Raw genomic sequence first — 20780 nt, forward strand, 5'->3', positions numbered from 1 at the left:
CGGCGCGCCTGGCGTCGTAATTCGGGCGAAATTGGCTAGGAAAAGCGCCGCATTGGCATTTTCGTAGCGGCTCGGCCGCTGTCTCGTCCTTTACTTGGCTTTGGCGCGGCTTAAAGTGCCGTGATTCGCAATGGAGCCGTCATGAACTCTTGGCTGTCGGGATTTGGGCTTTCGAGCCCCTTGGCGAAGGTCATCTTTCTCACCGCCTTGTCCGTCGCCGGCTTGTCTGCCGCCGGCCAGGCCAACGCGGCCCAGCCGAGCGGCACGGTCAAGTCGACCCATGGCGCGTGGTCGATCATCTGCGACACACCGGCCGGCGCCACGTCAGAACAATGCGTGATGATGCAGAACGTCGTCGCCGAGGACCGCCCGGAGATGGGACTGTCGGTCGTCGTGCTGCGCACCGCCGACAACAAGGCGGAGATCCTGCGTGTGCTGGCGCCGCTCGGTGTGCTCTTGCCCAACGGGCTCGGCCTCAATGTCGACGGCAAGGATATCGGCCGCGCCTATTTCGTGCGCTGCTTCCAGGACGGCTGCTACGCCGAGGTCATTCTCGAGAAGCCGCTGCTCGATACGCTGAAGACCGGCACGTCGGCCACGTTCATCGTCTTCCAGACGCCGGAAGAAGGCATCGGCATCCCGGTGGACCTCAAGGGTTTTGCCGACGGATTTGCAGCCCTGCCGTAGACTCCCGCGCCTCGACCCAGGATCTGCCGATCAGCGACAGGTTTTCCGGACCTGGGATGGATCCGGGACGCCGCCGCCCTGCATCTGAATGACGATTGGCGATTGTCTGGGCACGGCTTCGCGCCTACATCCCGGATATAACCATTCATCCACGGACATACGCCATGAACAGCCTTATCGGCCAATTCGATATTTCCGACGATCGCGTCAAGGAGATCGTCGCAGAGACCATCAACGGCGCCGACGATGGCGAGCTGTTCGTCGAATACAGCGAGAGCGAAGCGCTGATGTTCGACAATGGTCGGCTGAAGACAGCCAATTTCAACACCGACCAGGGTTTCGGCCTGCGCGCGGTTGCCGGCGAAGCCAGCGGCTATGCCCACTCCAGCGACCTGTCCGAGGCCTCGCTGCGACGCGCGGCTGACGCCGTCTCAACCGTCAAGGGCGGCTATTCCGGGACGCTTGCCGCCGCGCCCGCCCGCACCAACCGCTATCTCTATGGCGATGAGAACCCTATCCCCTCGCCTTCCTTCGAGGCCAAGGCGAAGCTGTTGCAGGAAATCGACGCCTGGCTGCGCGCCGAAGATCCGCGCGTGCGCCAGGTCTCGGCATCGCTAACCTCGTCATGGCAGCATGTCGAGATCGTGCGCGCCGACGGCCAGGTGGTACGCGACATCCGGCCGCTGGTCAGGGTGAACGTGTCAGTGGTGGTCGGCGACGGCGACCGCCAGGAAAGCGGCTCCTACGGCATGGGCGGGCGCAAGGCGTTCGGCGACTTCCTCGTCGAGGACAGCTGGAAGCATGCCGCCAAGGAGGCGCTGCGCCAGGCGCTGGTCAATCTCGAAGCCATACCGGCGCCGGCCGGCACCTTCGACATCGTGCTCTCCAGCGGCTGGCCCGGCGTCATGCTGCACGAGGCCGTCGGCCACGGGCTGGAAGGCGACTTCAACCGCAAGAAGACTTCCGCCTTCGCCGGCCTGATGGGCCAGCAGGTGGCGGCAAAGGGCGTCACCGTCGTCGATGACGGCACGATCGCCGAGCGGCGCGGCTCACTCACCGTCGACGACGAAGGCACGCCTTCGGCGCGCAACGTGCTGATCGAGGACGGCAAGCTGGTCGGTTACATGCAGGACCGCCAAAACGCCCGGCTGATGGGCATGCGGGCCACCGGCAACGGCAGGCGCGAGGGCTACGCGCACCAGCCGATGCCGCGCATGACCAACACCTACATGACATCGGGCGACATGGAGCCGAACGAGATCATCGCCTCGGTCAAGAACGGCATCTATGCCGTCTCCTTCGGCGGCGGCCAGGTGGACATCACCTCGGGGAAGTTCGTGTTCGGCTGCACCGAAGCCTACATGATCGAGAACGGCAAGGTGACGCAGCCGATCAAGGGCGCCATGCTGATCGGGAACGGACCCGACGCCATGCACCGCGTTTCGATGATCGGCAACGACATGAAGCTCGACAATGGCATCGGCATGTGCGGCAAGGCCGGACAGGGCGTACCAGTCGGCGTCGGCCAGCCGCACCTCAGGATGGACCAGATGACGGTCGGCGGCACGAGGGTTTGAAGCCGCCTCGTGGCCAGTCTGCTAGGTCTTGCTCACAGACCGGCGCGACGTAGCGTACAGGATCAGGAAACCGACAACGCCACCGATCGCGTACTGGGACCATGCACTGAGGTAGTTGACGGTCCCATTGTGGCCGGAGACATAGAGCGCAGCGCCGACAAACGTCATGACCGCAACGCCAAGCGCATAGGATGGCACCAGCCCCATACGCGTGAATTTTCTCAAGATCCAAGCGAGCACCGCACCGGTGAGCGCCATGATGAGAGCCGAGCCAAAAATCTCGGCAACAAGTCCCGATGAAATCATCTTCTCCCCCCTATCCCAATTTGGATTATGCCTTTTTCGAGGGCAGATACAACTGCAGTGGCGATTATCCACAACTTTAGCGATAAACCTGGCTGGGATTTCGGGGCAGACTGCATGACAGCCAGTCTCGCTGAGCAGGGCTAAGCGCCTAGCGTCTTTTTCGCGGCTTCTCCAGCAAGGCAACAGCCTCGACATGGGACGACCACAGAAACTGGTCGATCGGCGTCACGCTTTTCACCGCGTAGCCGCCGTCGATGAGGATGCGCAAATCCCGCGCGAGCGTCACCGGGTTGCAGGATACCGCGGCAACGAATGGAACATCCGATCGGGCGATCTGCTTTGACTGATCCTCGGCGCCCGCGCGGGGCGGATCGAAGACAACGCCATCAAAGGCGTTTAACTCCTTGAACGTCAGCGGACGGCGGAACAGGTCTCGGCGCTCGCCGGTCACGCGTTTCAAGCCGGTGGCGAAGCGTGAACCCCGATCGAGCGCCGAAAGCGCGGCCGCATCGCCTTCCACCGCATGCACTTCCGATCTCGCGGCCAACCGCAGGGCGAAGCTGCCGCAGCCGGCGAAGAGATCGGCAATTTTTTTGGCACGTTTCAAATGTCCGCCGACGATATCGGCCATGGTCCGTTCGGCTGCCTCCGTTGCCTGCAGGAAGGCGCCCGGCGGCACCGCGACGGCAACGCTGCCGAACATGACGACAGGCTTCTTCGGCTCGATGATGATCTCGTCATCGATGGACAGTCTGGCAAAGCCCTGCGCAATGACAAAATTGGAAGCGACGCGTCGCTGGTTTTCGCCGAGCTTGCCCGATTCATGCACCGCCACGTCGAGGCCGGAACCCGTCACGGTGACCGCCATCCGAAACGATTTCGGGGTGGCGCAGATCAATTCGGCGAGCGCCCTCAAGCCGTCGAGCGCGCCGACGATCCCCGGCAGCGAGATCGGGCATTCGGAGATGGAAATGATTTCCGGCGACAGATGGCGATTGAAGCCGAGCAGCATGCCTGTTTCGGTGCGCCGGGCGGCGAGCACGACGCGGCGGCGCGTATGCGGCGCGCAGGCAACCAAATCGCCTATTTCGCAATCGATGCCCCTCAGCGTATGCACGACCTTCTCGCGCTTCCACTGCTGATAGGCTTGCGCCTCTAGATGCTGGAGGGCGCAGCCGCCGCACTCGCCGAAATGGCGGCAGGCGGGTTCGATGCGCAGGGGCGAGGCCTCGATCAGCGCCATCAGCGCGGCGCGATCCCTTTCGCGCGCGGCGGTGACGGTTTCGCCCGGCAGCGTGAACGGGATGAAGACCTCTCCGGTCTCGGTCTTGGCGACGCCGTCACCCTGCGCGCCGAGCTTGCCGATGGTGAAGCGCGCGCTCATCGGTCCTTGACCCCGCCGAGCAGGAATTCGCGGTTGCCATCGCCCCCTTCGATCGGCGACAGATGCAGGCCGAGCGCACGCCAGCCCGGGACGGCATCCAGCCAATCGTGCAGCAGGCCGGCGACACGGGCGGCGTCGAAAGGATCTTTCAACAAACCGCCCTTGCCGATCGCTTCGCGGCCTGCTTCAAATTGCGGCTTGACCAGAAAGACCGCGGCGGCACCGGGCTTCGCAATGGCGAGCGCGGGCGGCAATGCAAGCTTCAGGGAAATGAAACTGACGTCGGAGACGACGAAGTGCGGATTGCGGCCGCCAAGATCGGCGGCCGAGAGATCGCGGGCGTTCAGCCCTTCAATGACCGTCACGCGCGCGTCATTGCCGATATCGGGATGCATCTGGCCGTGACCGACATCGATCGCCGTGACATGGGTCGCGCCGCGTTCGAGCAGCACTTGGGTGAATCCGCCGGTCGAGGCGCCGATGTCGAGCGCCTCGCGGCCGGCCGGATCGAGGCCGAAATGATCGAGGCCGGCGATCAGTTTCAGCGCCGCGCGCGAGACATAGCCCTGGGCCGGATCGTCGACGACAACAAGGCATTGCGGAGAAACGTTCTGACCAGGCTTGCGGGCAATGGCGCCATCGATCGTCACCGTGCCGCGCTCGACGGCGTCGCGGGCACGTGAGCGGCTGGCAAACAGCCCGCGCTGGACGAGCAGGTCGTCGAGCCGCTGGCGGGTGCTGGCTGGCAGGGGCGAGTTCATCGGCCTTCATGGCGAATGCGCGCTGCGAAGGCAAGGACATTGGGCGGGGAACAAGAAACATCATCGCAAGCATGCGGGGCGTCAGGCCGCTGCGCGGCTTGCGAGCGTCGCGGCGGGCCGGCACAATGGGGTTGCTGTCTATACGGGGAAGTCGAAAGTGCTGACCGGAACCTGTCACTGTGGCGCGACGCACTGGACGCTGGAAGGCGACCCTGGGTCGATCACAGCCTGCAACTGCACGCTTTGTCGCCGCTACGGCGTGCTCTGGGCCTACGACTATGTCGATGAACGGATCCGCGTCGCGGGGCCGACGAGAAGCTACAGGCGGACCGAAAAGGGCACGCCTTCGCTGGAAATCCTGTTTTGCCCGGCCTGTGCCTGCGTGCTGGCCTGGCGCGGATTGCGCGCCGATGCTTCCGGTCGAACACGCATCGCCGTCAATGTGCGGCTGGCGCCGCCGGAGGACGTCGCCGATCTGCCGATCGACCATTTCGACGGTCTCGATACCTATGATGATCTTCCACGCGACGGCCGTTGCGTGCGCGACATGTGGTTTTAGGCTGGGCTAAAATGTGGCGCGCGGCACCTGCCGCTCAACAGCGGGAGACAGGCCGTCATCCGCATTGCCTGACGCTTGCTCACGTGAATGCTCGACCGGGACAGCCGGCATTGGTGCGGCGTCCGGCACCAGTTGCGGCACCTGCTTGTAGGAAAAGCCGCCCCTGATATCGCCCATCTTGCCGGCGACTATACCCGCGGCCGCCTTTTCGAGATTGCGGTCGTATCGCGTCTCTGCGGCAGCCGGCACGACCATCACGGCAAAAACGGCCGTGCCGTACAGAAACGTCCTCATTCCAATTGTCTCCCTGCCTGATGCGGATCTAGCAGGGCGCCGTTCAAAAATGACCAAGAGACACGGTAATCAAACCGCCAAACAGCAGCGTAAACAATGCGTTATTACAAATAGCCGACAAACCGATCCAGAGGTTTGAGACTTTGATTCAGGCGCGCTGGGCGCGGACCGCCTGCCCGAGGGCGGTGAAAACCGTATGGACGATGCCGGCGGCATCGAGACCGGCATCGGCATACATCTTTTCCGGCTTAGCGTGGTCGGCAAACACGTCCGGCAGCACAAGCGGGCGCACTTTCAGGCCGCTTTCCAGCAGGCCCTCATGGGCGAGGAACTGCAAAACGTGACTGGCGAAGCCGCCGATGGCGCCCTCCTCCACCGTGACCAGAACCTCATGCGAGCGGGCCAGCCGGCGGATCAGGTCTACATCGAGCGGCTTGGCGAAGCGGGCATCGGCGACGGTGGTCGAAAGCCCGGCCGCGCCCAGTTCCTCGGCCGCGACCAAGCAATCCTGCAAGCGCGTGCCGAAGGACAGGAGCGCCACCTTGCTGCCTTCCCTGACGATGCGGCCCTTGCCGATTTCGAGCACCGAGCCGCGATCGGGCATGTCGACTCCGACGCCATTGCCGCGCGGATAGCGGAAGGCGATCGGGCCGTCATCGTAGGTTGCCGCCGTGCGCACCATGTGGCGCAGTTCCGCCTCGTCGGCCGCCGCCATGACGACGAAGCCCGGCAGGGAGGCCAGGAAGGTGGTGTCGAAGGCGCCGCAATGGGTGGCGCCGTCGGCGCCGACGAAGCCGGCGCGATCGATCGGGAAGCGCACCGGCAGTTTCTGGATCGCCACGTCGTGCACGACCTGGTCGTAGGCACGTTGCAAGAAGGTGGAATAGATCGCCGCGAACGGCTTGTAGCCTTCGGTAGCGAGGCCGGCCGCGAACGTCACCGCATGCTGCTCGGCGATGCCTACATCGAAGGTCCTGGCCGGAAACACTTCGCCGAACAGGTCAAGCCCGGTGCCGCCCGGCATGGCGGCGGTGACGGCGACGATGCGCTCGTCCTCCTGGGCCTCCCGGATCAGGCTTTCGGCGAACACCTTGGTGTAGGCCGGCGCGTTGGCCGGAGCCTTGGCCTGCGCGCCGGTGATCACGTCGAACTTGTTGACGCCGTGATATTTGTCGGCCGCAGCCTCCGCGGGCGCGTAGCCCTTGCCCTTCTGGGTGACGACATGGATCAGCACCGGCCCCTTGCCATTGTCACGGACATTTTTCAGCACCGGGATCAGATGGTCCAGATTATGACCGTCGATCGGGCCGATATGGTAGAAGCCGAGCTCCTCGAATAGCGTGCCGCCGGTCACGTAGCCGCGCGCGTGCTCGACGGCCCTGGTGATGGCCCGGTCGGCGCGCTTGCCGAGATACGAGGTCAGTTTCTTGCCGAAGTCGCGCAGGCCGACATAGGCCTTGCCAGAGGCCAGGCGCGCCAGATAGGCGCTCATGGCGCCGGTCGGCGGGGCGATCGACATGTCGTTGTCGTTGAGAATGACGATCAGGCGGGCATCGAGCGCACCGGCATTGTTCATCGCCTCGTAGGCCATGCCGGCCGACATGGCGCCGTCGCCGATGACGGCGATGACATTGTTGCGGCCGCCGGCAAGATCGCGGGCCGCCGCCATGCCCAGGCCCGCCGATATCGACGTCGAGGAGTGGGCGGCGCCAAACGGATCGTATTCGCTCTCGGTGCGGCGGGTGAAGCCGGAGAGGCCGCCCTCCTGGCGCAAGGTGCGGATGCGGTCGCGGCGCCCGGTCAGGATCTTGTGCGGATAGGCCTGGTGGCCAACATCCCAGATCAGCCGGTCATCGGGTGTGTTGAAGACATAGTGCAGCGCCACGGTCAGTTCGACAACGCCAAGCCCGGCGCCGAGATGACCGCCGGTGCGCGACACCGCGTCGATCAGTTCGAGGCGAAGCTCCGATGCCAGTTGCGGCAATTCGCTTTCGGAAAGCGTGCGCAGCTCGGCCGGGATGCGGACCTTGTCGAGAAGCGGCGTATGCGGCGTTGCGTTCACGGGTAGGCCCAGGCTTCTGTTCATGCGCGGGATAGGCCGCCGTCAGGCGAAAGTAAATGCCTGTCAAATGGCGCGGAAGGCCGGCTCCCTCATCGATTTTCTCAGCCTTCCGGCAGTGGAATGAACTCTTTCTCATCGCCGGGAACGATGTCGAAGCGGCCGGTCTTCCATTCTTGCTTGGCCTGCTCGATGCGCTCCTTGGAAGACGAGACGAAATTCCACCAGATGTAGCGCTTCGAGCCCAGTGAGGCGCCGCCGAACAGCATGAAATGGGCACCGCCCTGTGAGGATACGACGATCTCGTCGCCGGGCCGGAACACCAGCAGCCGTTCGGCCGGAAACACGTCGCCGGAAATCGAGACCTCGCCTTCCAGCGTGTAGATGGCGCGTTCTTCCGCGTCGGCCGGGATTTTGACGCTGGCGCCCGGCGCCAGCCTGAGATCGGCGTAGAGCGTCTCGGAATCGGCCCGCACCGGGGAACGCAGCCCCTGGAAATCGCCGATGACGATGCGGCCACTGACGCCTTCCGCGTCGATGTCGGGAAGCCGCGCGACAGCGGTGTTCTCGAACACCGGCGCTACTTCCTCCTTGCCGTCCGGCAGCGCCAGCCATGTCTGCAGGCCCGAGACCGACATCGGCGCGCCGCGCAGTTCTTCCGGCGTGCGCTCCGAATGGACGATGCCGCGGCCGGCGGTCATCAGGTTCACGTCACCCGGCTCGATCACCATTTCGGTGCCGAGCGAATCGCGATGCCTGATCCTGCCATCGAACAGGTAGGTGACCGTCGACAGACCGATATGCGGATGCGGCCGGACGTCGAGCGCCTGACCGGCGCGCAGGATGGCAGGCCCCATGCGGTCGAAGAAGATGAAGGGACCGACCAGCCGCCTTCTGGCAGTCGGCAAGGCACGGCGAACCTGAAAACCGCCAATGTCCTTCGCGTTCGGAATGACCATCAATTCGATCTGGTCGCTGGCAAAGGCGTCGCCTATTTCGGGGTCCTTCCCGGGGAAGAAGCTCATGAACTCTCCTTGTCAGCCGCCGATGGCTGCTTTGGCCAGATCAGGCAAAGCGGATCGCCGCCCTCGCCCGCAGTTTGGCCGCCACTTCTTCACGGTTGCGCGGATGCTGGTTGGTTTCAAGCGAATCGAGAAGCTCGCGCGCCGACGCCGCGATGGCCTCGACGGCATGGTCGAATGCGTGCTGGTTCTGCTTCGAAGGCCGCGTCGTTCCGCTCAGCTTGCGGACGAACTGAAGGGCTGCATCGCGCACCTCGTCATCGGTTGCCGGCGGATCAAAATTGAACAGGGTCTTGATGTTTCTGCACATCGCTTCCGTATCTCCTCTTGTCCTGGAGCCGTTTCAATCGGGATGCGTTCTATCCTCAATCATGATCGTGTCAAAAACCAGAGAGACGGCTGCGTGCCTCAATCCGCGTCCAGCGGCTCCGTCCCGATCGGCTTGCCGTCGCGGGACAGCCTGATCTTCTCCACCTTGTCCTCGGCCGCCTTGAGCAGCCGGTCGCAATGCACCTTCAGCGCCTCGCCGCGCTCGTAGATCCTGATCGACTGGTCGAGCGGCACATCGCCACGCTCCAGATCATCGACGATCTTCTCCAGCGCGTCGAGAGCCTGTTCGAAGCTCATCGCCTTGACGTCTTCGTTGGTTTCACCAGCCATCATTCATCCTTTCATCAGTCGCCCGACATGGGCGGCGACCGAAAATGCCAATCCTTGCAGATCGTAGCCGCCCTCGAGCAGGCTGACGAGCCGGTTGCCGCTGTGGCGCGCCGCGCGCTGCATGAGCTGGCCGGTCGCCCAGTCGAAATCATCCTCGGTCAGGTTGATCTCGGCCAGCGGGTCGCGATGATGCGCGTCGAAGCCGGCCGAAATAATGATCAGGTCGGGTGCAAAATTGTCGAGCGAGGGCAGCACGCGCGACAGGAAGGCATCGCGGAACGCCTCGCTGCCGGTTTGCGGCGCAAGCGGCGCGTTGACGATGTTGCCGGCGCCGGTTTCGTTCTTTGCTCCGGTGCCGGGGTAGAGCGGCATCTGGTGCGTCGAGCAATAAAGCACGGACGGATCGTCCCAGAAAATATCCTGCGTGCCGTTACCGTGATGCACGTCCCAGTCGACGATGGCGACACGTTCGATACCGTGTTTGCGCTGTGCATAACGTGCGGCGATGGCCGCCGTGTTGAACAGGCAGAAGCCCATCGCGGTCGCTTTCTCGGCATGGTGGCCGGGCGGTCGGGCGGCGACGAAAACGTTGTCTGCCCGGCCGGCAAAGACGTCGTCGACACCGGCGTTGGCGGCGCCGATCGCGGTGATCGCCGCCTGCCAGCTCTTCGGGCTGGCCGTTGTGTCGGCATCGATGCGGGCGATGCCCGTCTCGGGAATGGCGGCGCGCACTCGTTCGACGAAGTCGGCGGGATGCGCATAGAGAATGGTGGCCTCGTCGCCTTCCGGCGCCTCAGTGCGGTCGAGCGCGGCAAAAGCTTCGTCGTCGAGCACGCGCTCGATGGCGCGCAAGCGGTCCGGCCGCTCCGGATGGCCGGGTGGCGTGATGTGCTCGAGGAAGATCGGATGGGTGTAGAGACGAGTGGCCATGCTCCCTATCTAGTGCCCCGGCGCGGCGATAGCCATGCGTTGCGGCCTGATGGCTGGGGAAAATCGCGCCTGCGTCCATTCGCGTCGCCGCTGGGATTGGCGGCGCGGAGGCTTCGTCGTAAAGTCCCGGCCGCTGCCTGGTGCCCGCCGCGAGCGGGAGAATCGGGAACACGGTTTGATCCCGTGGCGTGCCCAACGCTGTAAGGGGGACCGCGCCGGTAAGTGCCACTGTCGATGACGGGAAGGCGCCGGACGCGGGTTGATCCCGAGCCAGAAGACCGGCCTGGCAGGCATCGTCATCCGCATGGTCAGGCGGACGGCAGTTGATTGCAATCGCAAGGGGACAAGCGATGCCGGACGATATGACCATCCCCGTGGGTGACGGATTCGACCAGATGGCGCGCGATGCGGTCTACCGCGCAATGTTCACGCGGCGCGATGTCCGCAGCCATTTTACATCAGAGGCCGTCGACGACGAGGTGCTGGCGCGGCTGCTGCTTGCCGCCCATCACGCGCCATCGGTCGGCTTCATGCAGCCATGGAATTTCATCGTCATTCGTGGCACCGAACGACGGGAACAGGTGCGCGACCTGTTCCTGGCGGCGCGCGAGCAGGAATTGCCCGCCATCGAGGAAGAGCGGCGGGCGCTCTACCGCAAGCTCAAGCTGGAAGGCATCTGCGAAAGCGCGCTCAATATCTGCATCACCTGCGACCGCCGACGCTCACAGGGTTCGCCGCTGGGACGCTGGCACAATCCCGAGATGGATCTCTACAGCACGGTCTGCGCGGTGCAGAATTTCTGGCTGGCGGCGCGCGCCGAAGGCGTCGGGGTCGGCTGGGTCAGCATTATCGAGGCGCGGGCGTTGAAAGACCTTCTGTCGATTCCCGAGCATGTGACGCCGGTGGCCTATCTCTGTATCGGCCGCGTCTCCGAGTTCGCGCCGAAACCGGACCTCGAAACACATGGCTGGGGTCGACGGTTGCCGCTGCCCGAGCTGATCATGAGCGAGACGTTTTGCGGACAGGGCGAAGTGCCGCTCAAGTCAACGATCGCCCGCCTCAAGGCGGCAACATGCGAAAAATCTGTCAAACCCTTGATTTGATTGCCGCTACGGCATGCTCAGCGCTGCCGGCGGCCTGCGCCTTGTCCTGAGCATCTGAACCTGGAAGCACCTCGGCTATCCGCCTTCAGGCGGCTGTGGCACCCTTCCTCAACAATCCTTCGAGCAGTTGCTTGAATGCCGCCACCACGGTCTTTGATGTCGCTTCCGGGTCGTTCGAATTGGCGATCCGCTGCGCCGCCTGACTGCTCGCCCCGTTGATCAGCCGTGCCGCGGTCTCGGGGTCGACGCCCGAGACGACCACCCCGTCGCCCTGCAGCGTCGTCAGGTGATCGGTCATCGACGCGACGCAGGCATTGGCGTTCGGCCATTGCGCGGGGTCCCCCAGCACGGCCGGACCGTCCCGGAACATGATGCGCTGGATTTCCGGCTCCAGCGCCATTTCGATGTAGCTCGTGCATTCGTCGACGAAGCTTTGCCAGCGGGTCGGTGCTTTCGCTGCAACCTCATTCACCCGTGCCGCCATCTCGGCGTCGATCTCGGCGATGACCGCCTGCAAGAGCCCCTTCTTGTCGCCGAAATGATGGTAGAGCGCACCGCGCGTCAGTCCCGCCGATGCGGTGAAATCGTCCATCGACGCTTCGGCATAGCCGATCGTTCCGAACGCATGCCGGGCCGCGGCAATCAATTTGGCGCGCGTTTCGGCGATCATTTCCTTGCGGGGCTTGTGCATCTCTTCTGGCCTTACCCACATACGTTCCGTATGCCAATTGACATACGCAACGTATGATCTATTTAGTGTTCATACGCATCGTATGTAATTTCCGAATCGCCTTTTGTCGAGGAACGGACCATGCAGAACCCCTATTCCGAGATTTTTCGAGCCCCTGGCGCCAAGGGCTTTGCCGCTGCAGGCTTCATGGCGCGCCTGCCGATCGCCATGGCGCCGATCGGCATCGTCGCGATGCTGTCGCAGACGCGTGGCGAATACTGGCTGGCGGGCGCCGTCTCGGCGACATTCGCGCTGGCCAACGCTTTCCTGGCGCCGCAGATCTCCAGGCTGGTCGACCGCCTCGGCCAGACACGGATCGTCGTGCCCACCACCATCATCTCCGTGCTGGCATTCCTGCTGCTGATTGCGTCGGCCAACCAGGATTGGCCGGTATGGACATTGTTCGTGTCGGCGCTGCTGGCCGCGGCCATGCCCAGCATGCCGGCAATGGTGCGCGCGCGCTGGACCGAGCTTTTTCGCGGCCGGCCGGAGATGAACACCGCCTTCGCCTTCGAATCGGCGGCCGACGAGCTGGTCTATATCGCCGGTGCGTCGCTGTCGGTGGGCCTCAGTGCGGCGCTATTTCCGGAAGCGGGCATGCTGGCGAGCACTTTGTTCCTCGCCTTGGGCTCGATAGCTTTCATCCTGCAGCGATCGACCGAGCCGAAAGTCCGGCCGGTGGGCCATGGTTCGGCGGGCTCGGCAATCCGCCTGCGGCCGGTACAGATCATAACCTTCGCCCTGATCTTCATCGGCGCGACCTTCGCGACGACGGAAGTGAGCACCGTGGCGATCACCAAGGAGTTCGGCCAAGCCGGTGCCGCAAGCCTGGTGATCGGCGTCTATGCGCTGGGGTCGTTCGTGCTGGGCATCCTGGTCGGCGCGCTCAACCTGAAGACGCCGCTACAGCGCCAGCTGGCAGTGGCGGTCGCCATCATCGCGGTCAGCACGCTTTTGCCGCTCACCGCCGACAGCGTGCCGCTGCTGGCGGTGACCGTCTTCATCAGCGGCGTGGCGATCTCGCCGACTTTCATCACGGCATTCGGCCTGATCGAACGGCATGTGCCGGAAGCGATGCTGACCGAGGGCATTACCTGGGTGACAACGGGAATCGGCATCGGCATGGCGCTGGGCTCTTTCGCCGCCGGCGCCGTGGTGGATGCGTTCGGCGCCCAGAACGGGTTCTGGGTCTCGGTGGTCGCGGGCGGCATCGCCCTGGTCACGGTGCTGCTCGGCCAACGCAGCCTTGCCACTCACAAATGCGAGCTGGATGGGTGTGAAGCGGCCGTCGTTGCCGCGGAATGATCCATGACGCGTCCGGTTCAGCGGATCGGACGCTACTGCCGCAGTCGAACTTCAGAGAATCTCGGTCTTGGCGATGTGGATGCCAAAACCTTCAAGGCCGACATAGTGGCGCTCGCGCGAGGCGATCAGCTTGATCGAGGAAATGCCTAGATCCTTCAGGATCTGCGCGCCGAGCCCGATCTCGCGCCATTCATTCTCGCGGCGGCGCGCCTCTTCGTGATCCTCGCGGTCGCCGCTCGCCGGCCGGTTGCGCTCCTGGTGGGCGACGCCGACCGAGCCCTCGCGCAGATAGACGATGACGCCGCGCTTACGCTCGCCCATCGCCTTCATGATGCCGTCCAGCCGGTGGCTGGTCCCGAACACGTCGGTCACCACGTCCTCGGAGTGGAGACGCACAGGCACCTCTTCCCCATCGCGGATGTCGCCGAAGACGACGGCGACATGGTGCATGGAATCCCAGGGCAGCGTATAGGTGAAGACCTGCGCCTTGCCGCCGAGCGTGTCGATCTCGGAGCATGCCACGCGTTCGACCAGCGTTTCCTTGCGTTGCCGGTAAGCAATGAGGTCGGCGACAGAAACCTGCTTGAGGCCATGTTCCTCGGCAAAAGCCGCGACCTGCGGGCCGCGCTTGACGGTGCCGTCGTCATTGACCAGCTCCGAGATCACGCCGACCGGCGGCAGGCCGGCGAGCTTGCACAGATCGACGGCCGCCTCGGTATGGCCCGAGCGCATCAGCACGCCGCCTTCGCGCGCGATGAGCGGAAATATGTGGCCGGGACGGACGAAATCGGAGGCGCCGACATTGCCATTGGCGAGATTGCGCACGGTCAGCGTGCGGTCATCGGCGGAAATGCCTGTCGTGGTGCCATGCTTGAAATCGACGCTGACGGTGAAGGCTGTGGTGTGCGCTGAATCATTGTCGGCGACCATCGGCGCAAGGTTGAGGCGCTTGGCCTCCTCGCGCGGCATCGGCGTGCAGACGATGCCCGAAGTGTTACGCACGATGAAGGCCATCTTTTCCGGTGTGCAATGGACGGCGGCGACGATCAGGTCGCCCTCGTTCTCGCGCCCGTCATCATCCATGACGACGACGATCTCGCCACGCTCGAAGGCCCGGATTGCTTCGACGATCTTCTTCTGGTCGTAAGACATGAACGCTCGCTTCGCTCGCAAGGGAGTAGGGGAATAGGGCAGTAAGGCAGTAGGGGGAAGGAAAAATTGCTGGTCTCGCGGGCAGCTTAACATACTGCCCTACTGCCCTACTGCCCTACTGCCTTCCTTACCTGTCTGTCCTCGGTGCCGCAGATAATGGTCGGCGATGGCGCAGGCAACCATCGCCTCGCCGATCGGTACGGCGCGAATGCCCACACACGGATCATGGCGGCCCTTGGTCATCACTTCGACGTCGTTGCCGTCCTTGTCGATCGACTTCCGGGGCGTCAAGATTGAAGACGTCGGCTTGACGGCGAAGCGGGCGATGATCGCCTGGCCGGTCGAGATGCCGCCAAGGATGCCGCCGGCATTGTTGGACAGAAATACCGGCTGGCCGTCATTGCCGATGCGCATCTCGTCGGCATTCTGTTCGCCGGTGATACGGGCGGCCTCGAAGCCGTTGCCGATCTCGACGCCCTTGACGGCGTTGATCGACATCAGGCCTGACGCGATATCCTGGTCGAGCTTTGCGTAGATCGGCGCGCCGAGGCCGGCCGGAACGCCGTCGGCGACGATCTCGATCACGGCGCCGACGGAGGAACCCGCCTTGCGGATGCCGTCGAGATATCGGGTAAAGACCGGAACGGACGCCGGATCGGGCGTGAAGAACGGATTGTCCGCGTCGCCGATGAAATTCCAGTTCCAGTTGGCGCGGTCGATCGACTTCTCGCCCATCGATACCAGCGCCCCGCGCACGACCATGCCCGGCACGACCTTGCGGGCCAGGGCTCCGGCCGCGACCCGAGCCGCTGTCTCGCGCGCCGAGGATCGGCCGCCGCCGCGATAGTCGCGCACGCCGTATTTGACGTCATAGGTGTAGTCCGCATGGCCCGGCCGGTACTGGCGGGCGATCTCGCCATAGTCCTTCGAGCGCTGGTCGACATTTTCGATCAGCATGGAGATTGGCGTACCTGTCGTGATCATCGTCTCGCCGTCATCGTCAAGGATAAAGCCCGACAGCACCTTCACTTCGTCAGGTTCACGGCGCTGCGTGACGAAGCGCGACTGGCCGGGCCGGCGCTTGTCGAGTTCGGCCTGGATTTCGTCACGCGTGAAGCGGATGCCGGGTGGGCAGCCGTCGACCACGCAGCCCAATGCGGCCCCATGGCTTTCGCCCCAGGTGGTGACGCGGAAAAGATGGCCGAACGTGTTGTGAGACATCGCAAAGTGCCTTGCCCGGCATCGGAGCCGACTGAAGCCTGCCTTCTATTGGCGTTTTCCACAGGGGTCAAACCGTGATCTTCGGATTTAGTTTTGACACATTCGATTGGTTTCTGCTCTGCTCCATTCGCCGTTGAGGATCCGCCGCTACCCATGCCGGCGCAATACCAAAGAGGACGATGATGCGTACCCTGATTGGCGCTGTTGCCGCCACATTCCTGCTTTGCACCGCCGCTTTCGCCGGGCAGACCGAAGGCCTGATCAAGAAGATCGACAAGGACGCGCTGACCCTGACGCTGGACGACGGCAAATCCTACAAGCTGAACGCGGAAACCGATCTCGACGCGCTGAAGCCCGGCATGGACATCGTCATCGCCTATGACGTGACCAATGGTGAAAACGTCGTCACCGATATGCAGTTGCCGGACAGCGACTCCAACTAGGCTTCCAATGCAAATCGGCTGTTCGGCGTTTGTTGAGCCGTTACAGCCGATTTATGCACCTGCAACCGGCATGAGCCTTCCTGGATCGTGCCGGGGGCTAAAGCCACCCCAGGCTGTCGCCTTCCAGCTTGAGCACGCGGTCCTGCGGTATCGCCAGCTTCGCCGCATCGTCCTCGGCCATGTCAAGCACGAAGCGAAACAAGGTGCGCATGACGCCGCCATGCGTCACGCAGACTGTCTGGCGCTCGAGCGCGTCGAACCACGGCTTTACCCGTTCGAGCAGCATCTGGTAGCTCTCGGCATCTTTGCCCGGCGGCTGAAAGTTCCATTTGTCCAGCGCACGCGTCCTGCTCGCACCCGGAAATTGCGTCTCGAGCTCGGCAAAGGTGAAACCCTGCCAGTCGCCGAAATTCACTTCAACAAGGCGGGGATCGGTCCCATAGGCAGCGGGGTCGAGCTTCATGGCGGCGCGAATGCGCTCCATGGTCTCGCGCGTGCGCCGCATCGGGCTGGCGACGAAATCGAACTCCGCGGGATTGGAGATCAGGTCAGCCAGCCGATGCCCGTTTGCGCTCGCCTGCTCGCGGCCGAGCGCGTTGATGTCGGTATCGGCCTGCCCCTGAAGCCGGAATTCGGCATTCCACGCGGTCTGGCCGTGGCGCACGATATAAACCAGCGGGTACATCGGGTCTTCCGGAGGTCGGGCCAGGGCCTGGGCGGAGGATAGGCGGAGGGAGTTAATCCTTGACCGTCGAAATATCGGGTGCGTCGACCGCCTTCATGCCGACGACGTGATAGCCGGAATCGACATGATGCACTTCGCCGGTGACGCCGCGCGACAGGTCGGACAGGAAATAGACGCCGGAATCGCCGACCTCTTCCTGGGTAACCGTCTGCTTCAGCGGCGAATTGTATTCGTTCCATTTCAGGATGTAGCGGAAGTCACCGATGCCGGAAGCGGCCAGCGTCTTGATCGGGCCCGCCGAGATCGCGTTGACGCGGATCTTCCTGGCCCCGAGATCGACGGCGAGGTAACGCACGCTGGCCTCGAGTGCAGCCTTGGCGACGCCCATGACGTTGTAATGCGGCATCACCTTTTCGGCGCCGTAATAGGTCAGCGTCAAAAGCGAACCGCCATCGGTCATCAGCGCCTCGGCGCGCTTGGCGATGGTGGTGAAGGAATAGACCGAAATGTCCATCGTGCGCAGGAAATTATCGCGCGTCGTCTCGACATAGCGGCCGGTCAGTTCGTCCTTGTCGGAAAAAGCGATGGCGTGGACGAGAAAGTCGAGCTTTCCCCAATGATTGGCGACATTTGCGAAAACCTCGTCGAGGCTCGCCGGATCGGTCACATCGCAATGGCCGGCGACAAAGGCGCCGAGTTCCTGAGCCAGAGGCTCGACCCGCTTCTTGAACGCTTCACCCTGATAGGTCAGTGCGATCTCGGCGCCATGGTCGACGCATGCCTTGGCGATGCCGTAGGCGATCGACCTGTTGTTGGCGACGCCGAGAATCAGGCCGCGTTTGCCGGCCATCAGGCCCTGTCCACCCGCCATATGCGTGCTCTCCGCAAGATTTCTTATTTGTGGAGAGCCCTATCGCACAGGCACAGAGCCCCTTCAAGCGCTCAAACGGGACAGTTCGGGGACAAGAGCCGCCAATCAGCCTTTTTGGCTGCGCAACAGCCCTTCGAGCGCGCTGTCGCCGCCTTCCGGCAGCATGATGCGCACATGGGCGTAGAGATCACCGTGGCCGCCGGCCTTTTCCGGCAGGCCCCTGCCCTTCAGGCGCAGGACCTTGTCCGAGCTCGACCAGGCGGGAACGTTGACCGCGAGCTTGCCGGTCGGCGTTTCGACGGCCACCTTGGCGCCAAGCACCGCGTCGGCCAGCTCCACCGGCAGATCAGCATGCAGGTCGCGGCCGTCCAGGCGGTAGCGAGGATGCCGGCGGAAGCGGATCTTGACCAAGGCGTCGCCGGGCTGGCCCGGCCCCTGCTCGCCCTGACCCTTCAGCCGGATGGTCTGCCCGTCCTCTACATAGGCCGGCAGCTTGACCGCCACCTTGCGGCCGTCGGGGAACATCGCCGTGACCTTTTCAGCGTTCGCCGCTTCCTCGATGGTGATGTCGAGCGTGACGTTGAGGTCGGCGGCGGTTGCCGGCTGGCGGCGGTCACCCATTCCGGCCCCGCCGGCGCCGCGCGAGCCGGAGAAGACGTCGCCAAAAATCTGGCTGAAGATATCGCTGTTGCCGTCGAACGGATCGCCGCCCGGGCGTCCGGAGCGGAACTCGAATCGCGAACCGCCGGCTCCCTGCTGCTGGCGGCGAAAACCGGCGAAGGGGTCACCACCACCGGGGGCGCCCTCGAAGCCCTGGAAACGCGGCTTGCCGTCGGCGTCAATCTCGCCGCGATCGAAAGCGGCACGGGTCTTCTCGTCGCCGACGATCTCATAGGCCTGATTGGCCGCGGCAAAACGGTCCTTCGCCTTGGGATCATTCGGATTCTGATCCGGATGATGCTTCTTGGCGAGTTTGCGGTATGCCGATTTTATGTCCTTGGCCGATGCGTTCTTTGCAACGCCCAGCACCTCATAGGGGTCGCGCATGCTTCCTGCCCTGGAGAAAGAGTGAGTCCATAGTCGCCTCTTATATGCGCTCGCATAGGAAGAAATTCCAGTGCTGGACGTTATTTCAAAGGTGGAAGATCAAAGCGTCCTGAAGTCCTGCATGCGCCAGCCGCCGCCGCTGGCCAGGCAAAGTTCGCCCGCGAACATGGCAACGCCGTCAAAGCTTTCGCGCGAAGCCTTGAAGCGGCGGCAGGTCTGGCCCCCGTCCTTCAATTCCGCCAGTTCGGTGATGGAGCCGCGCGAACCCGTACCGGCATTGGCCCACGGCACGGCTTGACCGCGGAGTTGCTCGATGTCGGCGGAGGACACCGCGTTGCCGATCGTCGTCTGGTCGGAATCGCGGTCCGAATCGGCCGGCGCGGCCGGCGCCGAAATGCTGCCGGTCAGGATCGAGCGATCGACCTCGGCCTTTTGAAGGCTGAAGCCGCCCGCGCCGCATGCGGCAAGCGGCAAGGCAATCATCACGATCGCGGCTTTGGCGCTGGCTGAAGCAAATAGGCTGCCTTGCCTGCTGTCAAAAGCTTGCGCGATACGCGACAATCGGCAACCTCCCCTGTTTGGTGAAAATTTGAGAAAAACTATGAGTGACACTGAGTTAACAAGCGGTGACTTTACCGAGGCCGCCGAGCCGTTTCGCCTTTTTGCAGCATGGCTGGACGACGCCACCAAAAGCGAAATGAACGACCCCAACGGCGTGGCGTTGGCAACGGTGGATGCCGAGGGTATGCCGGATGTGCGGATGGTGCTGCTCAAGGGGTTCGATGAAGGCGGGTTTGTGTTCTACACGAATTTCGAAAGCGCCAAGGGCCGGGAGATCCTGGGCAGCATGAAGGCGGCGATGTGCTTCCACTGGAAATCGCTGCGCCGCCAGGTGCGCGTGCGCGGGCCGGTGGAGATCGTCAGCGATGCCGAAGCCGACGCCTATTATGCAACACGGCCGCGCGGCAGCCGCATCGGCGCCTGGGCCTCGAAACAGTCGCAGCCGCTGGAAAGCCGGTTCGCGCTGGAAAAGGCGGTGGCCGAATATACTGCCCGCTACGCCATCGGCGAGATTCCGCGCCCAAAACACTGGTCGGGTTTCCGGATCGTGCCGAAGACGATCGAGTTTTGGCACGACAGGCCGTTCCGGCTGCATGACCGGGTGGTATTTTCGCGCAATGCCGGAGGCGGTTGGGACAAGACGCGGCTTTATCCCTGAAGAGGACTCAGCTCTTCTTTCTGGTCATGAATGCCGTCAGCGCGGCGCGTGCCTCATCCGATTTCAGCCGCTCGCGAAAATGCTCGCTTTCCTCGCCGATGCGAGCGACGAGGTGCTCGCGCGGCCCGCGCATCAGGTCGCGCGCGATCCTGAGCGCCTGCGGCGGCTTGGCCGCGATCTGGCCGGCGGCCGCCAGAACCGACGCCTCCAGCGCTCCTTCCTCGACCACTTCGTAGATCAGGCCGGCGGCCTTGGCGCGTTCGGCCGAGAAGCCTTCGCCAAGCCCGAGCAGCGCGAACGCGCCCTGCTGGCCCAGGATGCGCGGCGCCAAGAGGCTCGATCCTGCTTCGGGCACAAGGCCAAGGTCGACGAAAGGTGTCCTGAACACGGTGCGCGGCGTGGCGAAAGTCAGGTCGCAGTGCAAATTGAGCGTGGTGCCGATGCCGACCGCGATGCCGTCGACGCCGGAGACGATGGGTTTTTCGACCCTGGCCAGCGCCATCAGGAAATCCCAGACTTCCGTGCCGCCTTCTCCGCCGGTAGCAACGACCATGAAGTCGGCGAGGTCGTTGCCGGAGGAGAAGGCGCCGGGCACGCCGAGAAAGACATGAACGCGGACTGCCGGATCCGCATCCCCTTCGGCCAAGGTTTGCGACATCCTGGCGTACATGGCGTGCGTCAGCGCGTTCTTCTTGTCCGGGCGATTCAGGCGGATGATCTGGATGGCGCCCTGGCGCTCGACGAGGATATGGTCTGTCACGGTTC

Annotated in this window: 24 protein-coding genes and 1 riboswitch; of the genes, 7 read left to right on the top strand and 17 right to left on the bottom strand. The window is 63.7% G+C overall.

The genetic code is table 11. The features are described 5' to 3' along the window. Window positions 1–141: 141 nt before the first annotated feature. Window positions 142–687 (top strand): invasion associated locus B family protein, encoded by a 546-nt coding sequence (locus tag LB566_RS04010; RefSeq protein ID WP_140551044.1) that lies wholly within the window; start codon window positions 142–144, stop codon window positions 685–687. A gap of 164 nt (window positions 688–851) precedes the next feature. Next, a complete protein-coding gene (tldD, locus tag LB566_RS04015; protein ID WP_224623296.1) occupies window positions 852–2264 on the top strand; it encodes a metalloprotease TldD in 1413 nt (470 codons plus the stop codon). A gap of 21 nt (window positions 2265–2285) precedes the next feature. On the opposite strand, the gene LB566_RS04020 is transcribed toward tldD, so the two are convergent. The 3 genes from LB566_RS04020 to LB566_RS04030 all read right to left on the bottom strand — a co-directional run bounded on the left by LB566_RS04020 (window position 2286) and on the right by LB566_RS04030 (window position 4715). After that, a complete protein-coding gene (locus LB566_RS04020) occupies window positions 2286–2570 on the bottom strand; it encodes a hypothetical protein (RefSeq protein WP_224623298.1) in 285 nt (94 codons plus the stop codon). Between the two features lie 148 nt (window positions 2571–2718). Beyond that, window positions 2719–3954 (bottom strand): class I SAM-dependent RNA methyltransferase, encoded by a 1236-nt coding sequence (locus LB566_RS04025; protein ID WP_224623300.1) that lies wholly within the window; start codon window positions 3952–3954, stop codon window positions 2719–2721. Continuing rightward, window positions 3951–4715 carry a TlyA family RNA methyltransferase gene (locus LB566_RS04030; RefSeq protein ID WP_224623301.1) on the bottom strand — a complete coding sequence of 255 codons (765 nt, stop codon included), beginning with the start codon at window positions 4713–4715 and terminating at the stop codon, window positions 3951–3953. Before LB566_RS04030 ends, LB566_RS04025 begins: the two co-directional genes overlap by 4 nt. A 157-nt stretch (window positions 4716–4872) precedes the next feature. Between LB566_RS04030 and LB566_RS04035 the strand changes: the two genes are divergently transcribed. Beyond that, on the top strand, window positions 4873–5274 hold the full coding sequence (locus LB566_RS04035) for a GFA family protein (protein ID WP_224623303.1): 402 nt from the start codon (window positions 4873–4875) through the stop codon (window positions 5272–5274). A gap of 6 nt (window positions 5275–5280) precedes the next feature. On the opposite strand, the gene LB566_RS04040 is transcribed toward LB566_RS04035, so the two are convergent. The 6 genes from LB566_RS04040 to LB566_RS04065 form a co-directional block, all read right to left on the bottom strand. After that, a complete protein-coding gene (locus tag LB566_RS04040; RefSeq protein ID WP_224623305.1) occupies window positions 5281–5568 on the bottom strand; it encodes a hypothetical protein in 288 nt (95 codons plus the stop codon). Window positions 5569–5716: 148 nt separating this feature from the next. Then, the gene (gene dxs, locus LB566_RS04045; RefSeq protein ID WP_224623307.1) at window positions 5717–7654 is read right to left on the bottom strand and encodes a 1-deoxy-D-xylulose-5-phosphate synthase; all 1938 of its coding nucleotides are present in this window, start codon (window positions 7652–7654) and stop codon (window positions 5717–5719) included. Window positions 7655–7731: 77 nt separating this feature from the next. Next, on the bottom strand, window positions 7732–8652 hold the full coding sequence (locus LB566_RS04050) for a pirin family protein (protein WP_224623309.1): 921 nt from the start codon (window positions 8650–8652) through the stop codon (window positions 7732–7734). Between the two features lie 40 nt (window positions 8653–8692). Continuing rightward, on the bottom strand, window positions 8693–8959 hold the full coding sequence (locus LB566_RS04055) for a DUF2277 domain-containing protein (protein WP_224623311.1): 267 nt from the start codon (window positions 8957–8959) through the stop codon (window positions 8693–8695). Window positions 8960–9057: 98 nt separating this feature from the next. Beyond that, the gene (locus LB566_RS04060; RefSeq protein ID WP_140638655.1) at window positions 9058–9309 is read right to left on the bottom strand and encodes an exodeoxyribonuclease VII small subunit; all 252 of its coding nucleotides are present in this window, start codon (window positions 9307–9309) and stop codon (window positions 9058–9060) included. 3 nt (window positions 9310–9312) lie between these two features. Beyond that, complete coding sequence (locus tag LB566_RS04065) at window positions 9313–10239, bottom strand: histone deacetylase family protein (RefSeq protein ID WP_224623313.1); 927 nt, start codon at window positions 10237–10239, stop codon at window positions 9313–9315. A 121-nt stretch (window positions 10240–10360) separates the two neighbouring features. Further along, window positions 10361–10541: riboswitch (cobalamin riboswitch) on the top strand. A 48-nt stretch (window positions 10542–10589) separates the two neighbouring features. On the opposite strand from LB566_RS04065, the gene bluB reads away from it, so the two are divergent. Continuing rightward, window positions 10590–11342 (top strand): 5,6-dimethylbenzimidazole synthase, encoded by a 753-nt coding sequence (bluB, locus tag LB566_RS04070; protein WP_224623315.1) that lies wholly within the window; start codon window positions 10590–10592, stop codon window positions 11340–11342. 85 nt (window positions 11343–11427) lie between these two features. On the opposite strand, the gene LB566_RS04075 is transcribed toward bluB, so the two are convergent. Beyond that, window positions 11428–12033, bottom strand: a complete 606-nt coding sequence (locus LB566_RS04075; protein ID WP_140551055.1) for a TetR/AcrR family transcriptional regulator — start codon at window positions 12031–12033, stop codon at window positions 11428–11430. Window positions 12034–12153: 120 nt separating this feature from the next. Between LB566_RS04075 and LB566_RS04080 the strand changes: the two genes are divergently transcribed. Beyond that, window positions 12154–13377, top strand: coding sequence for an MFS transporter (locus LB566_RS04080; protein WP_224623317.1), 1224 nt, complete (start codon window positions 12154–12156; stop codon window positions 13375–13377). A gap of 51 nt (window positions 13378–13428) precedes the next feature. Here the strand turns inward: LB566_RS04080 and ribB are convergent, their stop codons facing one another. After that, window positions 13429–14529 carry a 3,4-dihydroxy-2-butanone-4-phosphate synthase gene (ribB, locus tag LB566_RS04085; protein WP_224623319.1) on the bottom strand — a complete coding sequence of 367 codons (1101 nt, stop codon included), beginning with the start codon at window positions 14527–14529 and terminating at the stop codon, window positions 13429–13431. Window positions 14530–14628: 99 nt separating this feature from the next. Next, window positions 14629–15750 (bottom strand): chorismate synthase, encoded by a 1122-nt coding sequence (gene aroC, locus LB566_RS04090; protein WP_224623321.1) that lies wholly within the window; start codon window positions 15748–15750, stop codon window positions 14629–14631. Window positions 15751–15932: 182 nt separating this feature from the next. Between aroC and LB566_RS04095 the strand changes: the two genes are divergently transcribed. Then, window positions 15933–16193, top strand: a complete 261-nt coding sequence (locus LB566_RS04095) for a DUF1344 domain-containing protein (RefSeq protein WP_140551058.1) — start codon at window positions 15933–15935, stop codon at window positions 16191–16193. 97 nt (window positions 16194–16290) lie between these two features. Here the strand turns inward: LB566_RS04095 and LB566_RS04100 are convergent, their stop codons facing one another. The 4 genes from LB566_RS04100 to LB566_RS04115 all read right to left on the bottom strand — a co-directional run bounded on the left by LB566_RS04100 (window position 16291) and on the right by LB566_RS04115 (window position 19357). Continuing rightward, on the bottom strand, window positions 16291–16878 hold the full coding sequence (locus LB566_RS04100; RefSeq protein WP_140498047.1) for a histidine phosphatase family protein: 588 nt from the start codon (window positions 16876–16878) through the stop codon (window positions 16291–16293). A 52-nt stretch (window positions 16879–16930) separates the two neighbouring features. After that, window positions 16931–17749 carry an enoyl-ACP reductase FabI gene (gene fabI / locus LB566_RS04105; protein WP_140551059.1) on the bottom strand — a complete coding sequence of 273 codons (819 nt, stop codon included), beginning with the start codon at window positions 17747–17749 and terminating at the stop codon, window positions 16931–16933. A 105-nt stretch (window positions 17750–17854) separates the two neighbouring features. After that, window positions 17855–18796, bottom strand: coding sequence for a DnaJ C-terminal domain-containing protein (locus LB566_RS04110; protein ID WP_224623323.1), 942 nt, complete (start codon window positions 18794–18796; stop codon window positions 17855–17857). Between the two features lie 99 nt (window positions 18797–18895). After that, window positions 18896–19357 (bottom strand): RT0821/Lpp0805 family surface protein, encoded by a 462-nt coding sequence (locus LB566_RS04115; protein ID WP_224623325.1) that lies wholly within the window; start codon window positions 19355–19357, stop codon window positions 18896–18898. 40 nt (window positions 19358–19397) lie between these two features. Between LB566_RS04115 and pdxH the strand changes: the two genes are divergently transcribed. Beyond that, window positions 19398–20015 (top strand): pyridoxamine 5'-phosphate oxidase, encoded by a 618-nt coding sequence (gene pdxH, locus LB566_RS04120; protein WP_224623327.1) that lies wholly within the window; start codon window positions 19398–19400, stop codon window positions 20013–20015. A gap of 7 nt (window positions 20016–20022) precedes the next feature. Here the strand turns inward: pdxH and LB566_RS04125 are convergent, their stop codons facing one another. Further along, entirely contained in the window at window positions 20023–20775 is a 753-nt protein-coding gene (locus tag LB566_RS04125) for a crotonase/enoyl-CoA hydratase family protein (RefSeq protein ID WP_224623328.1), read from the bottom strand. Between the last annotated feature and the right edge of the window lie 5 nt (window positions 20776–20780).

The sequence above is a fragment of the Mesorhizobium sp. CA13 genome, from assembly GCF_020165235.1.
Taxonomy (GTDB): Bacteria; Pseudomonadota; Alphaproteobacteria; order Rhizobiales; family Rhizobiaceae; genus Mesorhizobium.